Annotated in this window: 6 protein-coding genes; 3 read left to right on the forward strand and 3 right to left on the reverse strand. The window is 70.5% G+C overall.

Going from position 1 to position 7,968, the window contains the following annotated elements; genetic code table 11:
* The 3 genes from ACLEQD_RS31810 to ACLEQD_RS31820 all read left to right on the forward strand — a co-directional run.
* Window positions 1-3,257: Dauer Up-regulated (locus tag ACLEQD_RS31810; protein ID WP_410389262.1), on the forward strand; the 3,257-nt coding region annotated here is incomplete at its 5' end.
* Window positions 3,258-3,504: 247 nt separating this feature from the next.
* On the forward strand, window positions 3,505-3,867 hold the full coding sequence (locus ACLEQD_RS31815; protein WP_410389263.1) for a hypothetical protein: 363 nt from the start codon (window positions 3,505-3,507) through the stop codon (window positions 3,865-3,867).
* On the forward strand, window positions 3,822-5,084 hold the full coding sequence (locus ACLEQD_RS31820; protein WP_410389264.1) for a peptidoglycan-binding protein: 1,263 nt from the start codon (window positions 3,822-3,824) through the stop codon (window positions 5,082-5,084). The genes ACLEQD_RS31815 and ACLEQD_RS31820 overlap by 46 nt, the downstream gene beginning before the upstream one ends.
* 60 nt (window positions 5,085-5,144) lie before the next feature.
* Here the strand turns inward: ACLEQD_RS31820 and ACLEQD_RS31825 are convergent, their stop codons facing one another.
* From ACLEQD_RS31825 to ACLEQD_RS31835, 3 genes are all read right to left on the reverse strand, one after another.
* Window positions 5,145-5,729 (reverse strand): TetR/AcrR family transcriptional regulator, encoded by a 585-nt coding sequence (locus tag ACLEQD_RS31825; RefSeq protein ID WP_410389265.1) that lies wholly within the window; start codon window positions 5,727-5,729, stop codon window positions 5,145-5,147.
* Window positions 5,730-5,789: 60 nt separating this feature from the next.
* Window positions 5,790-6,983 carry a toxin-antitoxin system YwqK family antitoxin gene (locus ACLEQD_RS31830; protein ID WP_410389266.1) on the reverse strand — a complete coding sequence of 398 codons (1,194 nt, stop codon included), beginning with the start codon at window positions 6,981-6,983 and terminating at the stop codon, window positions 5,790-5,792.
* A 93-nt stretch (window positions 6,984-7,076) separates the two neighbouring features.
* Window positions 7,077-7,968, reverse strand: an 892-nt coding sequence (locus ACLEQD_RS31835; RefSeq protein WP_410389267.1) for a hypothetical protein, incomplete at its 5' end; no start/stop codon positions are given.

Raw genomic sequence — 7,968 nt, forward strand, 5'->3', positions numbered from 1 at the left:
CCGCCGCGAAGGCCGCCGCCGAGGCCGCCGCGAAGGCCGCCGCCGAGCAAACCGCGAAGTTGCAGCAGCAGGCGCAGGCGAAGCAGCCCACGGTGAAGCTGTTCCAGAACGACCAGTTCGCCTCGGGTGGCCCGCAGAACCGCAACGGGGTGAACCGGCTGACGGGGGAGAGCACCTCGCCGTTCGCCACGCCGCTCACCTCCAATGGCAGCGCGCGCCCGGTCAGCGCTCCGGCGGGGCAGACCGTCGCGGCCCCGGCGGCGGACCCGAAGCCGCCCCACGCGGAGGCGCTGCCCGACAAGGCGGAGGACCTGCCCAAGCTCTTCCCGGAGCTCAAGGACAAGAAGAAGGAGGACCTGCAGAAGGCCTATGACTCGCTCAACAAGCTGGGCACCGGCTCCTTCTCGGAGAAGGCCACCGCCCTGGGCGAGCTGGCCTCGCAGTTCCCGGAGACGGTCCCCAACGCGCTGGAGCGCCTGGGCGTCAAGGACGACAAGCTGGCGAAGCTGGCCACCAACGCGGACGCGCTCACCTCGCTGGGCAAGCTGACGGACCCCAAGGCGAGCACCGTCGACAAGGCGCAGGCGGCCCTCACCCTGGCGAAGGCCACCGGCGACACCTTCGCGCCGGAGGACCTGAAGGGCGTGCTGGACACCGCGCTCAAGGGCCTGCCCGCCGCGGAGAAGCTGGTGGGCGCCATCGGCAAGTGGACGGACCCCAACGCCTCCGCCACCGACAAGGCCACCGCCACGCTGGAGCTGGGCAAGGCGCTCAAGGACTTCGCCGGGGACAAGTTCCCGGCGCTCTCCAACGACCTGCGCAAGCTGGACGGGTCGCTGCGCGCCGCGGGCTCCGCCATCACCCTGGCGGACCCCAACGCCTCCACCCAGGACAAGGCGCTGGCCGCCGCGCAGCTGCTGGCGGAGGTGCCCGACCTCAAGAAGGACCTCAAGGCCTTCACGGACGTCCTCAAGAACGCGGGCGTGAAGGACGCGGCGGACGTGGCCCGGCAGGGCACGCAGCTGGCCAACGTGAAGGTGAAGGGGTTGGATCCGCAGCTCGCCTCCAAGCTCACGCCGGAGCAGCTGAAGAAGCTGGACGCGGCCGCCACCAAGCTGGGCGGTCCGGAGTCGCTGGAGGCCGCGCTCAAGGGCATCACCGACCCCAAGGCCCTGGACAACCTGGTGGGCCAGCTGGGCAAGGCGGACGCCGCGGCGGGCAAGCGCATCGTGAGCGCCCTGGGCGGCATGGAGCACAAGGTCCTCAACGAGGTCCTGTCGGATCCGAAGACGACCGAGCAGTTCGCGAAGCTCGCGGGCAAGCTGGACGACGACGCGGGCAAGGTGCTGTCCAAGCTGGTGACGGACATGGACTCCGGCGCGCTCAAGGCGCTGCTCAAGTTCACCGACGGCGTCGGCGCGGACGCGCTCAACACCACCATGAAGGGCCTGGGGCCGCTCCTGGACAAGGCGGGCAGCAAGCTCGTGGGCCAGGGCCTCAAGGTGATGGAGAAGGTGCTGGGCAAGGTCGGCGTGGAGATCACCGCGGACGTGGCCGGCAAGGTCTTCAAGAACCTGGCGAAGGTCGTCCCGGTGGCGGGCGCGCTGCCCAACGCCATCGACGCGGTGAAGTACGAGAAGGAGTCGCTGGAGCTGCACGGCAAGAACAACGACCTGGGCTACTTCGCGCACACCGCCGCGGTGCTGAACACCGCGGACGGGGCCCTGGGCATCGCCCTGGACCTCACCGGCGTGGGCGTGGCCGCGGACGTGGGCGCCAGCGTGGTGCTGGGCGCCGCCGAGCTGGCGATGGACATCGGCTTCAGCCAGGAGAAGGAGAAGTACGAGGCCGACCCCAAGGGCTACAAGGCCCCGGACTGGATGAAGGCCGTGAACCTGGCGGGCGCCGCCGCGCAGGGCCCCGCGGGCCTGGCGCACATGGCCGCGTACTACGGGCCGGAGGGCACCGCGCAGCTCATCCAGTGGGGCGTGGAGAAGGCCGCCAAGGGCGCCGTGAAGGCCGCCGAGTTCGTCGGCGTGTCCCAGGCGGAGCTGGCCGGCGAGGGCCTCAAGGGCGCCGCGAAGGTCATCCACAAGCTGGCGGACGTGGTGCGCAACCCGTCCAAGTACGGCGAGGCCGCGGCGAAGGCGGCCACGGAGGCCTTCAACACCGCCATCGAGAAGGGCGGCGAGCTGGCGAAGGAGGCCAAGGAGGTCCTCGACGGCGTCATCGACGGCGCGAAGAAGCTGGGTGCGAAGGGCCTGGAGACGCTCAAGTACATCGCCCAGAACCCGGGAGAGGCCGCGAAGAAGGCGCTCGACGGCATCAAGAGCGTCGTGAACTCCGGCGTGGACCTGGCCACGGACGCGGGCAAGGCGCTCTACAAGCAGGCCGTCTCCACGCTCAACGACCTGAAGGCCGGCTACGACAAGCTCACCGGCGCCGCGAAGGAGAAGGCGAAGGAGCTCATCGACGGGGCGACGACGCTCGTCTCCAACACGGTGAACAAGGCGAAGCAGCTGGGCGAGAAGGGCCTGGAGCTGCTGGCCTGGACGGCCCAGAACCCGGGCGAGGCCGCGGCCAAGGCGAAGGAGGCCATCGGTGACGCCCTGGCCAAGGGCGGCGAGCTGGCGAAGAAGGCCTGGGGCGCCGTGAAGGACCTGGGCGCCAAGGGCGCCGAGCTGGCGGAGGGCCTGGTGAAGGGCCTGGCCAACGCGGGCGCGCAGGCCGTGGAGACGCTCAAGTACATCGCCAACAACCCCGGCGAGGCGCTCACCAAGGCCGGCGAGTGGGTGGGCGGCGCGCTGTCGGACATGGCCCGCAAGGGCGGCGAGCTGGCCACCAAGGCGGCCGGCGCCATCAAGGACTTCGTCGACAACCGCGTGACGTGGGCCAAGGACTTCGCCAGGGACCTGCTCAAGGACGGCGTGGAGTCCTTCAAGAACGTGGCGAAGGCCTGGAAGGACAACCTCACGGAGGGCGGCAAGGAGCTGCTCATCGCCGTGGCGGACCTGGGCGACGCCGGCGTGGACGCGCTCAAGGACCTGGCCAGCGTGGGCGGCCAGCTGGCGGAGGCCGCCGTCGGCCACCTGGGTGACCTGGCGAAGAAGGGCATCGATGCCGCCAAGGACGCGCTCGGGGTCCTGGCGGACCTGCCCGGCGAGGTGGGCGACCTGGCCGGCGACGCCTTCGACACCGTGAAGGACTTCCTCAAGGACCTCATCCCGGACGACATCCCCGGCATCCCGGGCATCTAGCCCGCCGCGTCACAGTCCTGTAGCACCGCACGGGGTCTGTTCCTTCACGGGAACAGGCCCCGTTCGCGTTCCTGGCGCCGGGTCTTTTTTACCCAACCGTGACCAAACCCATAGCCAAGACAAGTTTGAGCGGAAAATTCCGCACCAGTTAAACTGCGAGATCTTTATTTCCAGATCTCACGCAACTCACGGGGAGGGGCTTGGATAATCGGGGCAGGAATCACAGCCGCCACCGAGGAATCCCCGCATGAGCCTCAACGCGACCACGTCCACGCGCACGAACTCCGTCTTCTCGAACCGTTCCCAGGCGGTGACGACGAGCGCGGTTCGCAACGCGAACCCCAACGCCATCCTGTCGCAGTACAAGCCCACGGGCGCTTCGGCGCGCACGGCGGCGCAGGACGGGCTGCAGCCCGGCGTGGCCGCGTCCACGAAGATGGCGCAGACGGACCTGGCCCGGCTGCAGAAGTTCAAGGGCAACATCGAGGCGGCGGCGGCGAAGCACGGCCTGCCCCCGCGCTGCTGGCGGCCATCGCGAGCCGCGAGTCGCGCGCGGGCGCGGCGTTGGATCGCACGGGCCACGGCGACGGCGGCAACGGCTTTGGCGTGATGCAGGTGGACCACCGCTACCACACGACCCGGGGCGGCCCCACCAGCGCCGAGCACATCGACCAGGCGGCGGGCATCCTCAAGGGCTACGTCAACGACATGAAGAAGGCGCACCCGGACTGGTCCGAGGCGCAGCAGCTTCGTGGCGCGGTGGCCGCGTACAACTCCGGCCCCGGCAATGTCCGCACCCAGGCGGGCATGGACGTGGGCACCACCGGCAATGACTACTCCAACGACGTGTGGGCGCGCGCGCAGGCGCTGGCGCCGCACTTCGGCGGTGCCGCGACGGCCCCCGCCACCACCACCAACACCCCCACGCGCCCGTCGCAGACCGCCGACACCTTCGAGCCCGCCGCGAGCACCCAGAAGCCGGGGACGAAGTGGAGCGTCGCGCCCTCGATGGACCAGGTGAAGGTGCGTGGCAACAACCTGCGCGAGGGCATGCAGGGCCCGGCGGTGAAGCAGCTCCAGGAGATGCTGGGCATCCCGGCGGACGGCAAGTTCGGCCCCGTCACCAAGAAGGCCGTGGAGGACTTCCAGCGGGCGAACGGCGTGAGGGCGGGCAGCAACGCGGGCCAGGTCGGCCCCGACACGCTCAAGGCGCTGCAGGCCAGGCGTTCCGGTGGCACGAACACCACGGGCGGCACGAACACCACGGGCGGGACGACCAACACCCAGGGCACGAACAACAACGGCGCGGTGCTGGGCAACGGCGTCCGCATCAACACCAACGACCCCACGCTGAAGAAGCTGGCCACCTCGCGCCTGAACAACGGCGAGACGGGCTACTGCGTGCGCACCACGCTGGACAACATGAGCCGGCTGGGCATCCCGAACACGCCGGCGGCGACGGGCAACGACCCGAACAACCCCCGCGGCGGCATGGCGCAGATGCTGCGCAATGGCTGGGAGTCCATCCCGTTCCCGGGCGCCACGCAGAAGGCCATCAAGAGCCCCTACGGCAACGCGACCGCGAACGTCGTGTCCGCGGACCAGTACCGCAAGCTCGTGGCGGACGGAAAGGTGCCGGACGGCGCCATCATCTTCCAGACGCGCCACGGCTGGGACTACAGCGGCGGCTCCAAGGGCAACGACATGGGCGTCGTGCGCAACGGCGGCAAGACGACGCACAACTACAAGGACATGAACTCCATCATCTACTCGGACTGCAAGGAGGTCGTCATCCTGGTCCCGAAGGGCGCCATCCAGCGCGACTGATGCGCGGGTGACCTGAGCCGTTCGAAGCCCGGGCCGCGGAAGCACGCGGACCGGGCTTCTTCATGTGCGGTCGCCGGTCAGCAGCTCCGCGCCCAGCTTCTTCGCCGCGTCCAGGAACTCGTCCCCCAGCTTCGTGCCGCGCACCGCGCGCGCCAGCGACAGCGCGCCGTACATGAGCGCGATGGCGGCCAGCGCCTTCTCCCGGCGCCGCGCCCCCGTGGGCAGCAGCTCCGCGTACGAGCGAACGAACTCCTGGAGCTCCGCCTCCAGCGCTCCCCGGTAGGGCTCCCCCGTGCGCGACACCTCCGCGGTGATGCTGGGCAGGGGACACGTGGGCGTGACGGCGTCGCGGTGCTGGCGCGACAGGTAGCGCTGCAGCACCTTCAGCGCGGGCGCGTCCGGCGCGTCCTCCTTCGCCTTGCGCAGCAGCGCGTTCCACGCCAGGCGGGCGGTGCCCCGGAGGGTCTCCGTGAAGAGGTGCTCCTTCGAGTCGAAGTGGCCGTAGAAGCCGCCCACCGTGAGCCCCGCGCCCTTCATCACGTCCATGATGGAGCTGGCCTGGATGCCGCGCTCCAGCAGCAACGTGGCGGCGGACGCGAGGATGGCGTCGTGCGACTTCTGCTTCTGCTCCGTCTTCTGGGTCATGATGGATGATGGCAGTAATATTGCCGCCATCCTCCGTCAAGACGGCGCTCCCTCGCGCGCCTACTTCTTCTTCTTTCGTGAGCCGTCCTCGTGGAAGGCCTCGTCCTCCACCAGCCCGCCGTCGGGCTCCCAGCGCTTGCGCTCGGTGACGCGGCCCTGCGCCCACTGCGAGTCCTCGATGAGGGTGCCGTTCTCCGCCCACACCTGGCGGCGGCCTTCGGCCTTGCCCTTCGCGTAGTGCTCGCGGCTCGCCGGTCCGCCGTCCGGGAGGAAGGTCTCCGTGACGCCGTCGGGGGCGAAGCCGTTGTGCCACTCGCCCTTGAGCAGGTTCCGCCGCTCGCGCAGGGAGCCGTCGTCCTCGTAGAAGGACTCCACCGCGCGGTCGCCCGTCACCACGAGCTCATGCTTGCGCTCGCCGTTCTGGTAGTACTCCACGCGCTTCACCTGCTGCCGGCCCTTCCAGGTGACGACCTGCTTCTTGCCGCCGTCGTTGAAGAACTCCGTCTCGTCGCCCTCCCGCTCGCCCTGGACCCAGGTCGTGGAGCCGAGCGCCTTCCCGGCGGCGTACCGCGTGCTCACGCCGTCGAGCACGCCCGCGGAGTACGCATTCGTCGCGGTGCGCTGCCCGTCCTTGTCGAAGAGCTGCGTCACGCCCTCGCGCCGCCCGTCCTTCAGCGGGATGACGGCGCGCTTCTGCCCGTTCGGGTGGAAGAACACGAGCGGCGAGGGCCCCTTCCAGACGCAGTCCTTCAGGCCCGCCTCCCAGGACGTCCGCAGGCCGCAGCCCGCCTTGGTGAGCCGCCCGGTCTCGTCATAGTCCGCGAAGGTGCTCTTCGCGTCCTCCGGCTGCCGGTCCACGCGCCGGGACACCTTGCCGTTGGGGTGGTAGCGCAGCTCTTCTCCCTGCGCGTGGTCGTCCACGTAGTGGCCGGTCTCCACCAGCCGGCCGTCCTCGTAGCGCTTGAAGCCGCCGTGGCGCTTGCCGGCCTTGTACTCCTGCTCCACGGCGCGGCCGTCGGGCCAGCGGCGCACCTCCCAGCCGTCCTGCTTGCCGTTCTTGAAGGCGACGGTGTGCGTCTCCTTCTTCGTGTCCTCGTCCACGCAGCGCACGGTGCCGGTGAGGTTCGCGGTCGAGTTGCCGTTGTCCAGGTTGATGGGCTTGCCCTGGAACGAGCAGCGCTCGATGGCCCACGCGGGCGCGGAGAACAAGGGCACGGACAGCACGAGGAGACGCATCACGGATGGCGCGCGCATGGAGGACTCACGGATGGAAGAAACGGCTTCCGGGCCCACACCCGCCACGAAGCGTGGCGAGGGGGCCCGGAGGGAGGCTGCGAGGACAGGAGGCTATTCGAAGGTCCAGGCGAGGCGGCCCGTGCCCGGGCCGATGCGGGTGTTGCCGGCCGCGATGTCGCTGCCGCGCACCCAGCCCGTCCTGCCGTCCAAGGGGTCGGTGACGAGGTACTCGCGGTTGGCGCCCTGGCCGCGCGCGTCGGACATCACCATCGCGTGGCCGCCGCCGCCGTTCCAGAGGACGGCGAAGGGCACGTCCACGCCGTCGCGCAAGAGCCGGTCCGCGCGGTCCAGCGCGCCCTGACGGGCCTGGGGCGTGTCCGCGATGGTCTGGGTCGCGTAGGTGCGGTTGCTGTTGGGGGAGACGCCCCGGTTGAACATGTCCCGCATGGCGTCCGGGGAGACGCCCAGGCTGTCGCCCGTGCCGCCCTGGCGGGGCCGCGCGATGCCGCCGTTGTCCTCCAGCACGCGCCGCTGCTCGCGGCCGATGTCCGTGCTCGCGTCCAGGCTGTGGATGGGCTCGCGGTGGAGCTGGCGCGCGTAGACGGGGTCCGCGTCCGCGTGGGTCACCTGCGCCGCGGTGGGCGCGCACGAGTCGTCGAAGCGCTGCTGGAGCGCGCGCGAGCCCGCGTTCACGTCGATGGCGGTGGACTGGGTGATGAGCGTGTCGCGCGGCGTGCCCGCGATGTCCCGCGCGAAGCGCGCCACGTCGGCCATCTCCCGGGTCGTGTCCCCGAAGGCGTTGCGCACGCGGTCCAGGACGCCGGGCGACGCCAGCTCCTGGTTGCGTGCCCCCACGGCCTTGAGGATGAGCGCGCGCTCCGTCTGCACGTCCGCGTGGGGCACCGGCTGGCCGTCGCGCGTGCCCGCGTCGCGCAGGGCGCCCTGGAGCGCGGCGAAGTCCTCGCCCGTCATGCCCACGATGGCGCTCGCCGCTGCCCGGGCC

The organism is Corallococcus sp. 4LFB, from assembly GCF_046520365.1.
Taxonomy (GTDB): Bacteria; Myxococcota; Myxococcia; order Myxococcales; family Myxococcaceae; genus Corallococcus; species Corallococcus caeni.